The organism is Acinetobacter qingfengensis, assembly GCF_008693185.1.
Classification (GTDB): domain Bacteria; phylum Pseudomonadota; class Gammaproteobacteria; order Pseudomonadales; family Moraxellaceae; genus Acinetobacter; species Acinetobacter qingfengensis.
Genome location: NZ_VXKN01000011.1, coordinates 76,253 through 89,481, shown reverse-complemented (window position 1 = coordinate 89,481; position 13,229 = coordinate 76,253). Strand labels below are relative to the sequence as shown.

10 protein-coding genes and 2 pseudogenes are annotated in these 13,229 nt (G+C 35.8%); 5 read left to right on the top strand and 7 right to left on the bottom strand.

Annotation, left to right across the window (positions count from 1 at the left end; genetic code table 11):
• Positions 1–104: 104 nt before the first annotated feature.
• Both adeS and adeR read right to left on the bottom strand, forming a co-directional pair.
• Complete coding sequence (gene adeS / locus F4V57_RS12865) at positions 105–1,178, bottom strand: two-component sensor histidine kinase AdeS (RefSeq protein ID WP_070070323.1); 1,074 nt, start codon at positions 1,176–1,178, stop codon at positions 105–107.
• Positions 1,175–1,900: an efflux system response regulator transcription factor AdeR gene (gene adeR / locus F4V57_RS12860; RefSeq protein ID WP_070070322.1), complete on the bottom strand. Its 726-nt coding sequence runs from the start codon at positions 1,898–1,900 to the stop codon at positions 1,175–1,177. Before adeR ends, adeS begins: the two co-directional genes overlap by 4 nt.
• Before the next feature lie 147 nt (positions 1,901–2,047).
• On the opposite strand from adeR, the gene F4V57_RS12855 reads away from it, so the two are divergent.
• From F4V57_RS12855 to F4V57_RS12845, 3 genes are read left to right on the top strand one after another with little or no spacing between them, the layout of a single operon-like run.
• Positions 2,048–3,223: an efflux RND transporter periplasmic adaptor subunit gene (locus F4V57_RS12855; protein ID WP_070070321.1), complete on the top strand. Its 1,176-nt coding sequence runs from the start codon at positions 2,048–2,050 to the stop codon at positions 3,221–3,223.
• Positions 3,220–6,327, top strand: coding sequence for an efflux RND transporter permease subunit (locus F4V57_RS12850; RefSeq protein ID WP_141729259.1), 3,108 nt, complete (start codon positions 3,220–3,222; stop codon positions 6,325–6,327). The genes F4V57_RS12855 and F4V57_RS12850 overlap by 4 nt, the downstream gene beginning before the upstream one ends.
• Before the next feature lie 22 nt (positions 6,328–6,349).
• Complete coding sequence (locus F4V57_RS12845) at positions 6,350–7,573, top strand: multidrug effflux MFS transporter (protein WP_081409238.1); 1,224 nt, start codon at positions 6,350–6,352, stop codon at positions 7,571–7,573.
• A 317-nt stretch (positions 7,574–7,890) separates the two neighbouring features.
• Here F4V57_RS12845 and zigA read toward each other — a convergent pair whose 3' ends face one another.
• The 3 genes from zigA to F4V57_RS12830 are packed head-to-tail and all read right to left on the bottom strand — an operon-like array spanning position 7,891 to position 10,294.
• Positions 7,891–9,099, bottom strand: coding sequence for a zinc metallochaperone GTPase ZigA (gene zigA / locus F4V57_RS12840; protein WP_070070037.1), 1,209 nt, complete (start codon positions 9,097–9,099; stop codon positions 7,891–7,893).
• 27 nt (positions 9,100–9,126) lie between these two features.
• The gene (locus F4V57_RS12835) at positions 9,127–9,525 is read right to left on the bottom strand and encodes a Fur family transcriptional regulator (protein WP_070070038.1); all 399 of its coding nucleotides are present in this window, start codon (positions 9,523–9,525) and stop codon (positions 9,127–9,129) included.
• A gap of 22 nt (positions 9,526–9,547) precedes the next feature.
• Positions 9,548–10,294 (bottom strand): D-Ala-D-Ala carboxypeptidase family metallohydrolase, encoded by a 747-nt coding sequence (locus F4V57_RS12830; RefSeq protein WP_070070039.1) that lies wholly within the window; start codon positions 10,292–10,294, stop codon positions 9,548–9,550.
• A gap of 335 nt (positions 10,295–10,629) precedes the next feature.
• On the opposite strand from F4V57_RS12830, the gene fur reads away from it, so the two are divergent.
• Entirely contained in the window at positions 10,630–11,049 is a 420-nt protein-coding gene (gene fur / locus F4V57_RS12825) for a ferric iron uptake transcriptional regulator (protein ID WP_070070040.1), read from the top strand.
• 214 nt (positions 11,050–11,263) lie between these two features.
• On the opposite strand, the pseudogene F4V57_RS14970 reads toward fur, so the two are convergent.
• Positions 11,264–11,377: pseudogene (locus tag F4V57_RS14970) on the bottom strand (hypothetical protein); the annotation flags it as partial.
• 30 nt (positions 11,378–11,407) lie between these two features.
• Here F4V57_RS14970 and F4V57_RS12815 point away from each other — a divergent pair.
• Positions 11,408–11,650 (top strand): annotated as a pseudogene (locus tag F4V57_RS12815) (GNAT family N-acetyltransferase); the annotation flags it as partial.
• A 37-nt stretch (positions 11,651–11,687) separates the two neighbouring features.
• On the opposite strand, the gene pdxR reads toward F4V57_RS12815, so the two are convergent.
• Positions 11,688–13,124 (bottom strand): MocR-like pyridoxine biosynthesis transcription factor PdxR, encoded by a 1,437-nt coding sequence (gene pdxR / locus F4V57_RS12810; RefSeq protein ID WP_070070041.1) that lies wholly within the window; start codon positions 13,122–13,124, stop codon positions 11,688–11,690.
• Positions 13,125–13,229 lie beyond the last annotated feature (105 nt).

Genomic DNA, 13,229 nt, shown 5'->3' with positions numbered 1-13,229 from the left:
GTTGTCATACAAAACCATGAATAGTTTAAGCTCAATATCAAAATATGAATCAGTGGTTTCTGAGCAGTAATTTTTAAGTAAGTATCAGGGCAGTCATTTTATAATTAATTATCTAAAAGTGGTAAATAAATCGAAAAACGACTACCTGTGCCCTGTGTAATATGATATTTAATCGTACCATGATGTGCTGCCACGATAGCGTAAACAACAGCCAAACCTAAACCTGTACCGCCTTGTGTCCTATTACGTGATGACTCTAGACGATAAAAAGGTTTAAATAAATAATTGATATGTTCCTCAGAAATTCCTGGACCATCATCTTCAAGGTGTAATATCCATGTTTTAGCATTAACTTCAGTTTTTATATATAAATTTCCAGAATTTGCATAACGCACTTCATTATCCAATAACGCAAGTAATACTTGTTCCATTCTACGGCAGTCACAAAAACATGATTGATATGTAAAATCAGTTTGTACATTTAAGCCTGCCGAAACCAAACGGCCATGAAATGCATTTAGACATTTTTCAATACTGGATTTTAAATTGGTTTTTTCTAAATTGAGTCGAAGTTGTTGATTTTCTAATAATGTAAGTGTTCGTAGATCCTCAACCAAATGTGATAAGCCTTCAACTTGATGAAGTAAATTTTTATACAGTGTCATATCTGCCTGAAAAACACCATCGATAATACCTTGGAGCCGCCCTTGCAAGATTGTAATAGGTGTACGTAATTCATGTGCTATAGATGCATTCCATATATGTGCATTTTTAACGGAAATTTCTAATTTTTCAGCCATTAAATTAAAATCTTCTATCAGCTTATCTATTTCAGTTGAGCTGTTATGCGTTTTTTCTGCGCGTGCGCTTAAATCACCTAGACGTATTTTTGACACTGCTTCCGCTAAAGCATTCATGGGATCTATTAAACGTTTGGCAAATGGAAAACTAAGCATGGTTGAAATAATAAAGCCTGTACAAAGTACAATCATGATCCACACCATATCAATCATGTGCAAAGATACACTGTCAGTGTCAAGATCATTTAATGAAATCCATTGATATTTCAATGCCAAGGTATACACGCCACAACTAAAGACGACAGCACAAAATGTAATGGCCAGATTAAGTATACCCATTGTTATAATGAGCTGACGGCTGATACTGGTATTTTTCATATTTGATTATCCAATTTATAACCAACACCTCGAACATTAATTAACAAATTAAATACATTATGATCTTCTAATTTTTTACGCAATTTACTCACATGGCTATCTACTGTTCGTTCCAGAGCATCATTATCCTGTAAACAGTTTGCCATTAATTCACTACGAGTAAATACCTTGTATGGACGTGGCAGCATATATAATAAAATTTTGTATTCAGTCAGCGTTAAATTAAGTGCTAATTTTTGCGAAAGATTTTCTATGTAGACTACGTGCGTGTCTGTGTGTATTTCAATATTTTTATATCGATGAATATGGCTTGCAGATGAAGTTTGTATCTGGCTGCGCCGTAAAACTGCTTGTACACGAGCAATCATTTCATTTGGATTGAAAGGCTTAACAATAAAATCATCTGCACCAATACGTAATGCCATCACCTTATCAATATCTTGATCCAAAGCTGTCAACATGATCACTGGCGTTTGGCTATGTTGACGAATATTATTTAAAATATCCCAGCCATTCATCTTGGGTAATTTTACATCTAGCAAAATAAGATCTATTTGCTGGGTTGCATGAATTTCAAGCGCTTGCACACCATTATTTGCCCGTAAAACGAGTGCATTTTCTCGTTTTAAATATTGCTCAATAATATCGCCAATATCGTAGTCATCTTCGACTACAAGTATGGCTTTATTTTTTAAATCTAAAGAAAAATAGGTGTTGTACATAACGATTATTTTTCAGATAACAACAATGCATTATATAACGGAATTTTATTTGTTTTTTTTAATTCCACACGATCTCCATACTTTAAACACTTCGCCTACACAGTAGCAATGAATAATGCCTAAATAGATATTTGTAGGTATTTTTTAATGCTTAAACGTACTTTTTCTCCTTTATTTTTGGTCATTTGCACTGCTATGACACTGGTTGCTTGCCAAAAATCAGAAGACACTCATCAACAGGCTGAAACAACCGAAGTACAGGTTAGTGTTATAAAAATTCAACCTCAAACTGTAGTTTTTAGTGAAAATTTACCTGCTCGTGTTCAGGCTTATAAAGTTGCTGAAATTCGCCCGCAAGTTGGTGGGATTATTGAGAAAGTATTATTTACACAAGGTTCTGAAGTAAAAGCTGGTCAGGCATTATTTAAAATTAATTCTGAAATATTTCAGGCCGATGTAAATAGTAATAAAGCAGCATTAGCCAAAGCAGAAGCTGAGGTAATCCGTCTGAAAGTACAGTTAGATCGTTATCAACAGTTACTCCCGAGTCATGCGATTAGTAAACAAGAATTAAATAATGTTCAGGCTCAGTACCGCCAAGCGCTTGCTGATGTTGCACAAATGAGAGCTACCCTGACCCGTCAAAATCTAAATTTGCAATATGCAACAGTACGTGCGCCTATTTCAGGACGTATTGGTAAAGTTTTAACGACTGAAGGGGCTTTGGTCAACCAAGGTGATAGTAATGCAATGGCGGTAGTGCAACAATTAGATAAAGTCTATGTAGATGTGACGCAATCTATTCATGATTATGAAAAATTACAAGAAGAATTTGAAAAAGGTGCCTTAACAAAAAACAATCAGCAATCCGTTCAAGTGCTGAATAGTCAAGGCGAAGCTTATCCTGTATCGGGACGGATCTTATTTTCGGATACGAATGTTGATCAAAATACTGGCGACATAATCTTACGAATTGAAGTCAATAATCCTGAGCGCAAACTTTTACCCGGCATGTATGTAAGGGTAAATTTAAACCGTGCATCTGTCCCAAATGCATTATTAGTTCCAGAACAAGCAGTTCAGCGTGATGAAAAAGGCGATGCACAAGTGATTATTTTAAATAAAAACGCCACAGGTGAAGCACGTAATATTACTTTAGCACAGCAATACAAAGGCTATTACATTGTGACGCAAGGTTTGAATGCAGGTGACACAGTGATTGTTGAGGGCTTGGAACGTATCACGCCACAACAAAAACTTAAAGCCATTCAGTGGAAAGCACCCTCAACTGTAGCAACAAATAAAACTGGAGGCACATTATGATGTCCCAATTTTTTATTCGCAGGCCTATTTTTGCTTGGGTAATTGCAATTTTTATTATTTTGTTTGGTGCATTGAGTATTCCCAAACTTCCGATTGCCAGATTTCCATCGGTTGCACCACCACAGGTGAGCATTACCGCAACTTATCCAGGCGCAACACCCCAAACATTGAATGACAGTGTGATTTCACTGATTGAAAAAGAAATGTCTGGGGTTAAAAATTTATTGTATTACAGTGCTACCGCAGATACTTCGGGCAGTGCGTCAATTACAGCAACTTTTAAGCCCGGCACAGATGTTGAAATGGCACAGGTAGATGTCCAAAATAAAATTAAATCTGTTGAAGCCCGTCTTCCACAAACAGTACGCCAACACGGATTAATTGTAGAAGCTGCATCATCAGGATTTTTGATGATCGTTGGCTTAAATTCACCCAATAATCAATTTTCAGAAGTAGATTTAAGTGATTATATGGTGCGTAATGTTGTTGAGGAACTAAAGCGTGTTGAAGGTGTAGGTAAAGTTCAAAACTTTGGGGCTGAAAAAGCCATGCGAATTTGGGTCAAACCTGAACAATTGGTTGCTTATGGTTTATCAATTAACGATGTTACAACAGCAATTAGCAATCAAAATATTCCTATTTCTCCCGGTAGAGTTGGCGATTTACCTGCTATTAATGGTCAAATGATCAGCGTACCTCTTACTGCAAAAGGTCAACTAGAAACCGTAGATCAATTTAAACAAATTAGTTTACGTAGCACAACTTCTGGTGCAAATGTCCGTTTAGAAGATGTTGCTCGTGTTGAACTTGGTGCACAAAGTTATAATTTTGCTATTTTAGACGGTGGAAAACCGTCTACTGCTGTCGCAATTCAGCTTAGCCCCGGAGCAAATGCTGTGAAAACAGCAGATGGCGTGCATGCAAAAATTGCTGAACTGAGCCAAAATCTACCAAATGGAATGAAATATTCTTTTCCTTATGACAATGCGCCATTCGTCAAAATCTCAATTGAAAAAGTAATCCAGACTTTGCTCGAAGCAATGGTATTAGTATTTATCGTAATGTTTGTATTTTTACATAACATTCGCTACACACTTATTCCTGCGATTGTTGCACCAATTGCTTTATTAGGCACTTTTGCTGTGATGCTTCTGGCAGGTTTTTCTGTGAACGTGCTTACTATGTTTGGTATGGTTCTCGCAATCGGGATCATTGTTGATGATGCTATTGTGGTCATTGAGAATGTCGAACGTATTATGGCAACTGAAGGTTTATCACCTAAAGAAGCAACATCTAAAGCCATGAAGGAGATTTCCAGCCCAATTATCGGCATTACATTAGTACTTACTGCGGTATTTTTACCCATGGCCTTTGCAAGTGGTTCTGTAGGTGTGATTTATCGCCAGTTCACGGTCACCATGTCGGTATCAATTTTATTCTCGGCATTTCTGGCACTTACACTTACTCCAGCCCTATGTGCAACTTTACTTAAACCAGTCAATCAACATCAGCAAAAACGTGGATTTTTTGCTTGGTTTGATCGTTTCTTCGATGGTCTAAATCGTAAATATGAAAGTGTTTTATATAAAGTTGTAAAACACACATTACCCGCAATGGCGGTATTTGTTGTGATCACTGCTGCAATGATTTTTGCATTCCGTGCTGTTCCGACTGCATTTTTACCTGATGAAGATCAAGGTTATTTCATGACTTCATTTCAGCTACCCTCCGAAGCAACCCAAGAGCGTACCCGAAATGTCGTTCATCAGTTCGAACAACATCTCAAACAACGACCAGATATCAAAGATAATATGTCAATTCTTGGTTTCAGCTTTAGTGGTTCTGGTCAGAATATGGCATTGGCATTCACTAATTTAAAAGATTTCAAAGAACGTACCGGATCAACTGCACAACAAGAGTCTGATGCTGTGAATATGGCAATGCAAAATAGTACAGAAGGCATGATCATGTCCGTACTACCTCCTGCAATTGATGAATTAGGTACTTCCTCTGGTTTTACTTTGCGATTACAGGATCAAGCTAATTTAGGTATGGATAAACTAATTCAAGCACAGTACCAACTGTTAGGCATGGCTGCACAAAGTAAAAAAGTCGTCGGCGTATATCCCGAAGGTTTGCCCGCTGGTAGCAGTGTAAGCTTGGAAATTGACCGCACTAAAGCCGAAGCATTGGGTGTGAGTTTTAATAATCTCAACGAGATTATTTCGACATCAATGGGATCATCTTATGTCAATGATTTTCCAAACCAAGGTCGTATGCAACAAGTGATTGTACAGGTAGATGCTCAATCTCGTATGCAAGTCCAAGATATTCTGGCATTAAAAGTACAAGACTCCAATGGTAAGCTGGTAACACTCAGTGAAGTTGTAACACCCCACTGGAATAAATCTCCACAACAATATAATCGCTATAATGGTCGCCCTTCTCTAAGCATTGCCGGAACAGCAGCACCTGGCGTATCTTCAGGTGAAGCAATGATTGAGATGGAAAATCTGGTATCGCAATTACCCAAAGGGATCGGTTATGAATGGACTGGACAATCTCTACAAGAAAAACAATCTGAGTCACAAACAATTTTCTTGTTAGTACTCTCCATATTTGTAGTATTCCTCGTATTGGCCGCACTTTATGAAAGCTGGTCAATCCCTCTTTCAGTAATGTTGGTTGTCCCTTTAGGCTTAATTGGCGCCATAGTTGCTGTATTAATAAGAGGCATTCCTAACGATATTTTCTTTAAAGTCGGTTTGATCACCATTATTGGATTATCAGCTAAAAATGCCATTTTAATTGTGGAGTTTGCAAAACAATTAAAAGAAGAAGGAATGAGTTCAGTAGATGCTGCCGTAACAGCCGCAAAACTCCGCTTACGTCCTATTCTAATGACTTCTCTCGCCTTTACTTTCGGTGTCGTACCTTTAGTTATTGCAAGTGGTGCAAGTTCAGAAACACAGCATGCGATTGGTACAGGTGTATTTGGTGGAATGATCAGCGCGACAATTCTGGCAATTTTCTTTGTCCCGGTATTCTTTATTTTTATATTGAACTTGGTTGAAAAAATTTACGGTAAAAAACAACCCACTTAAAAAACTCAAGAGATCATCAACGATGGAACAGCAGGCAATAAACAAGAGCCAAAGTAAAGTCAGCTTTACTGATGGTTTTCCTTGGCTACTTATCATTTTATTAGCATGTATTACTGCATTAGATGCTATGGCAATAGATATGTATTTGCCTGCATTTTCAGCAATTTCACAATCATTACAGGTTGATAGTGCAGCAATTCAATACAGTTTAAGCTATTTTATTATTGGATTGGCCATTGGACAGCTAATTTTTGGACCAGTAGTAGATCGATTTGGTCGCAGAAAACCTTTATTGATCGGTATTTTAATTTTTAGTATCGGTTCTGTAATTGCGGCGTTAGCACAAAGTTTTGAAATTTTATTACTGGCTAGATTTATACAGGCTTTAGGTGCAGCCGCTGGTGTCGTTATACCACGTGCCATTATTTCTGATTTATTTTCGCATCAGCAAACTGCTGTTCTCTTTTCAGTATTAATGCAGGTATTTATGCTTGCTCCAATTATTGCTCCTATTTTAGGGGGCTGGATTTTAATACATTTTTCATGGCATGCAATATTTTGGTGTATTTCTGCCATAAGCTTTATATGTTTAATTTGGTCTTTCTTTTCGTTAAAAGAAAGTTTAAAACCTGAGAAAGCATTAACCCATTTAAATATCTCAGTTGTTCTACAATCTTATTTTAAAGAGTTAAAAAATTTACCTTTTATGACTTATACCATCGCAAGTGGATTTTTATTTGGCTCTTTCCTCGCATATTTAGGTGGAACCCCTGTCGTAATTTTAGATATTTTTAATCTTAGTCCAACGCAATTTGGTTATATTTTCGCCTTTAATGCCGTTGGTTTTATTATTTTTGGTCAAGTCAACACACTACTATTAAGCCGTATTTCACAATATAAATTAGCGATAATCGGCTTAACTATTCATGTAATTGCCAGTTTAATCAATCTAATTTTATTTTTAACAGATCAGCTCAATGTATATAGTTTCATATTCTTGTTATGGCTGGCAATTTCCGCCTTAGGCTTGGTGTGGGGAAATTTAACTGCTTTAGCTCTGCAATACACCCAAGATAATGCCGGAACTGCATCGGCATTATTTGGCATAGTACAGTATTTATTGGGTGCACTTTTAGCCATGCTATTAGGACTATTATTACAAGATCCTTTGGTTAAAATTTCAGTAATTATGACTATTTGTGGCGCAATTAGTTTATTCAGTATTATAGGTCAAAAATATATTTAAAATTCAGACGTGTGGTCTTAAGATCACATGTTAATCATTAATATAATATTTTTTAAATTTTATTTGTACAAAAAATTAATTAAAGAATTTTATTTATTAAATATACCTATATTTTCTAATTTTCATTTTTTTATGCAATTTTATTTTAATAGATTATACGTTTTCTTTGATATTTATCTGCGAATAAAAAGTTCGATTAAACATATTGGTTTGGTAATAAGCTGACACTGTTTAATGAAATAAATATCAATGCCAGCTCAATAAAATGATTAATATTTAATTACATAATCTTCTAAAAAAATAATAAGGCTTTTATATTAATGCCAATTCGGAAAAGGATTATCAAAGTTTTGCCATTGTTCTGGCCCTAATGCCATTTCTGTATCAGTTAATAAGCATTCATCAAATTTCTGGATTAAATTTTGTTGATCCATTTCCATACCAATCATGACAATCTCTTGGCGAGCATCGCCAGTTTGTGCATTCCAGTTCTTGTCAATGGCAACAAGACTTTGTGGATCTTGTGGCCAATGTTCTTTAGGTACAGCTGCCCACCAGTAACCTGCTACATTATGTCTTGCCATTGCACCGGCCTGCGACCATGAAGCTGCCAATGTTGGATCTGACGCCAACCAAAAAAAACCTTTAGAACGTACGACACCTTTCCATTCAGAATTTACAAAATCATAAAAGCGTTGTGGATGAAAAGGTCGCCTTGCCCGATAAACAAAGCTGTTGATTCCATATTCTTCCGTTTCTGGTGTATGTTCACCACGCAATTCTTTTAACCAACCTGGCGCTTGAGCTGCTGCATTAAAATCAAATAGATTGGTATCGAGTACTTTATCTAAATTAACTTTGCCAAATTCAGCCACTTCGATTTTTGCCCTCGGATTGAGTTTCTGTAAAATAGCAAAGAGTTGCTGTTTTTCTGCTGCACTAATCAAATCAACTTTGTTGAGTACAATGACATCACAAAACTCGATTTGGTCAATCAACAAATCAACCACGGTTCGTTCATCTTGTTCGCCCAAAGACTCGCCTCGTTCCTGTAAATAATCCCTTGAGCTATAATCTTTCAGAAAATTAAAGGCATCAACTACTGTGACCATGGTATCCAGACGAGCAAATTCATTAAGCGAAATACCCTGTTCATCTTCAAAGGTAAAAGTTTCTGCTACTGGTAAAGGTTCAGAAATCCCTGTAGATTCAATCACCAGTTGATCAAAACGACATTCCTGGGCCAGACGACGGACTTCAAGCAATAAATCTTCACGTAAAGTACAGCAAATACAGCCATTACTCATTTCAACCAGTTTTTCATCGGTACGGGATAGTTCGGCACCACCCTCCCGAACTAACGCCGCATCAATATTGACTTCTGACATATCATTCACAATAACGGCAATACGTCGCCCTTCACGGTTATTGAGAATATGATTAAGTAGTGTAGTTTTTCCCGCACCTAAAAAACCTGATAATACAGTCACAGGTAATTTAGTAGGAATGGCTAAAGATGTCTTCATTGGCTTTTCTCACTTTTTCATGTTGATTTAGTCTTTATGTTGGGAGCAACACAAAGCACACTGACCTAAAAGCTCTAAATGTTGATGTTTGCAATTAAAATGTTGTGGGTGAATAAATTGCTGAATGACTTGTCCGAGTTGTGGCAAATCAACACACTGTACTTTTTGACATTCGGTACAGATGGTAAGTAATTGATAAGCGTGTTGATGCTGACACTCATGGGCGAGATACATATTTAAGCTATCCAGCTTTACGACTAGCCCATAATCCATGAGTTTGTTTAGAATCCGATAAATTTGCATTGGAGCATGAAAACCAAAAGGTTTCGCTTGATTTAATAAATAATATGCACTGATGGCTTTATTTTCATTTTGTAAAATCTGTAATACGATCTGTTGTGCGTAGTTAAGCTGTTTTGTTGCCATATAATTTCTCCGCCATTTATGATTATTTTTTATTCAAAATAACACCCATACAAGGAGATGATGTGCTACGATGATCAATACCCCAGCTTCGATACCCTGCACTATCAATATGAATTTGCCCTGAAGCATAAATACCTAGACCCATATTGAATTTTTTCCCTTGTTCAATCCAAAATTGGCAAATTTTATGTTTAGTCTGTTGAATAGTAATTTGTTCTTCCGGTGATGGTTGGGCTGAACCAATACGGAAATCTAATGCAGCATTAAATACATGTTTGGATGAATCCGCACCACCTGCACAACGATTTAAATTAAAGTTTCGATAGACTGAGGTCACTGTAAAATCAGTCAAAATTCCAGTATTAACTAGCTTTTTCAAAATCTGTAGAGTCGGAATGATATTTGACCAAATTTCCTGTGATGGGATTTCAAACTCTTGAGCATTACATTTTTTCCAATCTCTAGCACTTTGAAATAATTCAAAATCTGGGACAATATCGAGAACTTTTTGTTGCTGTAAAAAAGTTTTGTATGCTTGGACCTTTTGCCGATTATTAGATTGATATAACCAATCAAGATATGTTGTAGGTATAATTTTTTGTAAGGGCCTGACTACAATAAACGTTGAATTTTGTTTTTGATCAGCAATGATATTTTCTTTAGATAAAGATGGTAAAGTTAAAGTAGTATGCTGGGATTGTTGCCTCATTTTTTGTTGACTACATGCAGACATACACAAAACTAAGAAGAAGAAAAATATTCGTTTCATTATTACCCATCACAACCAAGCAACGACAAGAATCTTCATAGATAAATTTATGTTTTCTTGCCCCAATTATTGTTATGTTATAACATAACAATAATATTTAAAAGTTATTTTAGTCTGAATACTTAAATTTTTTTCTAAATATTGAATCAGCAATGCAATCTAGATAATTTACTTAAACAAGCTAAATTTGATAAAAATTATTGCAATTAAGGCATTATGGTATTAGACGCTACAGACAATCAGACAGTTTGGACGTATAAAGGGATAAGTAAAATATGATGCTCTTATGTTGTCAAAATTTATTTTAGTATCTTTATCACAAGAGGTTTATAGAAATGGCGATTACCAATCAAGATCTAAGAAAAGCAGGATTAAAAGTTACCTTACCCCGTATTAAAATTTTAGAGCTACTAGAAAATTCAGTTCCTCATCATTTAAGTGCGGAAGATATTTATAAGAAGTTATTAGAACAAGGCGAAGATGTCGGTTTGGCAACAGTGTATCGTGTTCTCACTCAATTTGAAATGGCAGGTATCATTCAACGGCATAATTTTGACACTACTCATTCAGTATTTGAAATTATGCAGGAAACATCACACGACCATCTGATCTGTCAAAATACCAATCAAGTGATAGAATTTAAAGATGAAGAAATTGAGCAAAGAATTCGTGAAATCGCTAAACAACATAATTTTACATTAAAAGGACATTCTTTAACACTATATGGTCACTGCAATCAATCTGATTCTGAATAAGTTCAACAGATATCATCAACCAGAAATTGGTTTAAATTAGCATAAGCAGTAGATGATATTTAATTATACATTATTATGTTTAATAAAATTGAGGGTATTGCAATTCACAATATCCTCAACACATTGATCTATCTCTTAAATTACATTGCAGCTTTAAATATCGCTACAGCTTGGGGGCGATTTTTTACTTTACATGAATTGATCAGCATACATGCGGAATACCAATTGCTTCAGATAATTCTCGGATTGCATCAATTGCCGCACAAGCAGCTTCCGTTATCGTCAAATCCGAAGTATCAACACTCATAAATTGTGCAATATCGGCATGGCATTGGCGAAAAAATATGACATACAATTACACGTTTTACATCTCACCACTGCTCAGGAATTAGCGTTGTTTGAAAATTTATACGTATCACCTAAAGTTCGTGGACAACACATTGGTAAACATTTAATCGAATACGTACAGCAACGAGCCAAATCTCTGCATTGTGCTCGATTATATTGGTATACACAAGAATCTAATCATACTGCTCAAAAGTTATATGACTGGATTGCTGATAAACCAGGTGTCATTGAATATCGTATGTCTTTAGTCTAAAAATTAAACATGCCAAAATCTATTATGGTTTTGGCCTTTATAAACAAAACCCTTGATATAATTCACGAATTATTGTGGAAATTTCTATTTCTGTTAATGCAGCAAAACCGAAACGAATATAAAAACCATATTCTAATGTTATATCATTTTTTGAACTAAACTCATATTCTGAATCAATATTCAATTTTTTCAGAATTTCGCCATAATGTGGCTGATACATGAATTTAAATTTTACCCACAATGCCATTCCACCCGCAGGTGTTGAAATTTCTACAACGTTTTTAAATACTTGTTCAAATGTCATCAAAGCAAAATCGCGACGACTTTGATAAATCTTACGCATCTTTCGGGTATGGCGTCTGATTTCACCTTGTTGCATCAATTCCGCAATGGCCAATTCTGTAATCGCATTGCCCTGTTTATCAATCAATAAAATATCTTGTTTCATAGCTTGAATGATATTTAGATCAGCCACAACGTAACCAACCCTTAGACTTGGAGCAAAAACCTTAGACAATGAACCAATATGAATAACATAATCCGCAGAAGGTAAACTTATTAAAGGTGGAATAGGACGACTATCGTAGTGAAATTCATGATCATAGTCGTCTTCGATAATATAAAAATTAAAAATTTTTGAGAGATCTAATAGCTTTAATCTTCGATCCATCGACATCGTAACTGTGGTCGGATATTGGTGATGTGGTGTGGTATATACGGCCACAACCTTATGTTTTGTAATAATTTCCATTAAATTCTCGGTATCTAGACCATACTGATCTAACCCAACTCGAATAATCTGAAAATGATGCGATAGAAAAGTTTCCACTGCGGGTGGATAAGACCATTCTTCCACCACAATAACCTCACCCTGCCGTTGTTTAGCCAAGATACGGGCGGCTAGAAATATCCCCATTTGACTGCCACGCACCACACAAATTTGCTCTATTTGAGTTTGAATAAAACGTTCCATTGACAGCATATTTAATAGCGCCTGACGTAACTCAATACTACCTTGAGGATCACCATAACCCATACTTTGATGACGTGTCGCTTGAATTAATGCATGGCGATAGGCACGAGAAAATAATTCATAAGGAATCAATCTAGTATCTGGAATTCCATCATTTTTAATCACATCTTTTTTTGATGCTCTAATAGGAATTTTTGTCACTGGATGAGCTATGGACACTTCTGATTTTACATTTAAATCGGGTAAATACCGTGAAACAAATGTCCCTTGTCTGGGTTTGGAAATTAACCAACCTTGTGCCTCTAAATCTTCGTAGACTGATTGTACTGTTTTACGATTGATACCCAGTTCATCAGATAAGGTTCTTGAACCCGGTAGACGTGTACCTTGTCCTAAACGTCCAGATAATATTTCTTGAATAATCTGATTTGCCAATTTAAAAAAAATGGTCTTTTCTTCACGCTCTTCAAGATGTAATCGAATTTTCCAAGGCTGCTGCATATTTCACTGGACCATATAACTTTTAAAAACTGGATATTTTAAACAATCCACAGATTTCATATTCTGCATCTGTCACCACAACAAAGCAACCGAATAGGAGGTCTT

Bases quoted from the DNA above. Each gene is read 5' to 3' on its own strand.
- adeS (WP_070070323.1), bottom strand. From the start codon at position 1,178: ATGAAAAATACCAGTATCAGCCGTCAGCTCATTATAACAATGGGTATA.
- F4V57_RS12835 (WP_070070038.1), bottom strand. From the start codon at position 9,525: ATGGCAACAAAACAGCTTAACTACGCACAACAGATCGTATTACAGATT.
- F4V57_RS12855 (WP_070070321.1), top strand. From the start codon at position 2,048: ATGCTTAAACGTACTTTTTCTCCTTTATTTTTGGTCATTTGCACTGCT.
- F4V57_RS12850 (WP_141729259.1), top strand. From the start codon at position 3,220: ATGATGTCCCAATTTTTTATTCGCAGGCCTATTTTTGCTTGGGTAATT.
- F4V57_RS12845 (WP_081409238.1), top strand. From the start codon at position 6,350: ATGGAACAGCAGGCAATAAACAAGAGCCAAAGTAAAGTCAGCTTTACT.
- fur (WP_070070040.1), top strand. From the start codon at position 10,630: ATGGCGATTACCAATCAAGATCTAAGAAAAGCAGGATTAAAAGTTACC.
- pdxR (WP_070070041.1), bottom strand. From the start codon at position 13,124: ATGCAGCAGCCTTGGAAAATTCGATTACATCTTGAAGAGCGTGAAGAA.
- F4V57_RS12830 (WP_070070039.1), bottom strand. From the start codon at position 10,294: ATGAAACGAATATTTTTCTTCTTCTTAGTTTTGTGTATGTCTGCATGT.
- adeR (WP_070070322.1), bottom strand. From the start codon at position 1,900: ATGTACAACACCTATTTTTCTTTAGATTTAAAAAATAAAGCCATACTT.
- zigA (WP_070070037.1), bottom strand. From the start codon at position 9,099: ATGAAGACATCTTTAGCCATTCCTACTAAATTACCTGTGACTGTATTA.